The sequence below is a fragment of the Actinoallomurus acaciae genome (genome assembly GCF_042429965.1).
Lineage (GTDB): Bacteria > Actinomycetota > Actinomycetes > Streptosporangiales > Streptosporangiaceae > Actinoallomurus > Actinoallomurus acaciae.
The window spans coordinates 1169-3078 of record NZ_JBHLZP010000912.1; the positions used below are offsets into that span (position 1 = coordinate 1169).

Annotated in this window: 2 protein-coding genes; both read left to right on the top strand. The window is 74.0% G+C overall.

Features of this window, described 5'->3' with window-relative positions:
• Nucleotides 1-760: ATP-binding cassette domain-containing protein (locus tag ACFFNX_RS48810; RefSeq protein ID WP_378213285.1), on the top strand; the 760-nt coding region annotated here is incomplete at its 5' end.
• Between the two features lie 266 nt (nucleotides 761-1026).
• Complete coding sequence (locus ACFFNX_RS48815) at nucleotides 1027-1854, top strand: ECF transporter S component (RefSeq protein WP_378213286.1); 828 nt, start codon at nucleotides 1027-1029, stop codon at nucleotides 1852-1854.
• Nucleotides 1855-1910: the final 56 nt, after the last annotated feature.

Below are 1910 nucleotides of genomic sequence, written 5' to 3' on the forward strand. Positions count from 1 at the left end.
GCCCGTGGCCGTCGTGCGGGGGCTGCGGGTCCGGTACGGGCCGGTGTCCGCGCTGCGGGGGGTGGACCTCGCCGTCGCTCGCGGCGAGGTCGTCGCCCTCGAGGGGCGTAACGGCGCGGGCAAGTCCTCGCTGCTGTCGTCGCTGGTCGGCCTCGTGCGCCCGGAGGCGGGGCGGGTCGAGGTGCTCGGCGCCGCGCCGCACGAACTGCGGGCCCGTGCCATGGTTCGGCGCGCCGGACTCGTCCCCCAGGACCCGGCCGACCTGCTGTACGCCGAGACGGTCGCGGCCGAGTGCCGTGCCGCCGACCGCGACATGGCCGCGCCGGAGGGCACCTGCCGGGCGCTGTTCGGCCGCCTCGCGCCCGGCGTCACCGACGACGCCCATCCGCGTGACCTGTCGGAGGGGCGGCGGCTGTGCCTCGCCCTGGCCGTCATCCTCACCGGACGGCCGCCGCTCATCCTGCTCGACGAACCCACCCGCGGCCTCGACTACGCGGCCAAGACGCGGCTGGTGGAGATCCTGCGGGAACTGGCCGCCGACGACCACGCGATCATGCTCGCCACCCACGACGTCGAACTCGCCGCGGAGGTGGCCGACCGCGTGGTCGTGGTCGCCGAGGGCGAGGTGGTCTCCGACGGTCCCACCGAGGAGGTCCTGGTCTCCTCCCCCGCGTTCGCCCCGCAGATGAGCAAGATCTTCGCGCCGCTGCCGCTGCTGACCGTCGCCCAGGCCACCGCCGCGCTTCTGGAGGACTCATGACCGAGCGAAGCGAGCTGATCGAAGACACGCCCCGGTGGTCACACCCTCGGATGCAGGAGGGTTCATGACCGAACGTAGCGAGGAGATCAAAGTCATGCCCGGGGCCATTCCCTCCGACGCAGGAGGGCCCGTGACCGAGCGAAGCGAGAAGACCCGAAGACACGCCCCGGGGCCAATCCCTCCGACGCAGGAGGGCTCATGACCGAGCGACGCGAGGGAATCAAAGGCACGCCCCGATGGTCACGTCCTCCGGCGCGGGAGGAGCCATGACCGGGCGGAGCGAGGGAGGCGGCTGGCAGGGCGCCGTGACCGCGGTACGGCTGCGGCCGCGGTCGGCGGTCGCGGTCGGGCTGGTGTCGCTGGCGGGGCTGGTGGCGTTCGGCTGGCCGCTCGTCGTGGCGCCGCGTGCGGGCCTCACCCAAGCCGGGCCCGCCTCGTGGCTGTTCGTGCTCCTGCTCCCGCTGCTGCTGCTCGTCGCGCTCGCCGAGATCTCCGAGGGCGGCGTGGACGCCAAGGCCGTCGCCCTCCTCGGTGTGCTCGCGGCGATCGGTGCGGCGCTGCGGCCGATCGGCACCGGGGTCGCCGGGTTCGAGCCGATGTTCTTCGTGCTGGTGCACGGCGGCCGGGTGCTCGGCCGCGGCTTCGGCTACCTGCTGGGGTCGGTGACGATGTTCGCCAGCGCGCTGCTCACGGCCGGGGTGGGCCCGTGGCTGCCGTTCCAGATGCTCGGCGCGGCGTGGGTGGGGTTCTTCGCGGGCTGCCTGCCGCGTCTCGGCGGCCGGTCCGAGGTGGCGATGCTCGCGGGCTATGGCGCGGTGGCCGCGGTGATCTATGGTTCGTTGCAGGACCTGGCCCTGTGGCCGTTCGCGACGGGAGTGTCGACGTCGATCGCTTATGTACCCGGTGCGGCGGTGACCGCGAACCTCGGCCGGTTCGTGGCGTTCGACCTCGCCACGTCGCTGGGATTCGACCTGCCGCGGGCGGTCACGACCGCCGTGCTGGTCGCGGTGACCGGCCGCCCGGTGCTCCTGGCCCTGCGCCGCGCCGCCCGCCGCGCCGCGTTCGAGGCGCCCGTGGACTTCCGGCGCCCGTGACCGCGCGCGTACGGGTACGGGAGGCGGGGTTCCCCTGGACGGACTAGAACTCCACC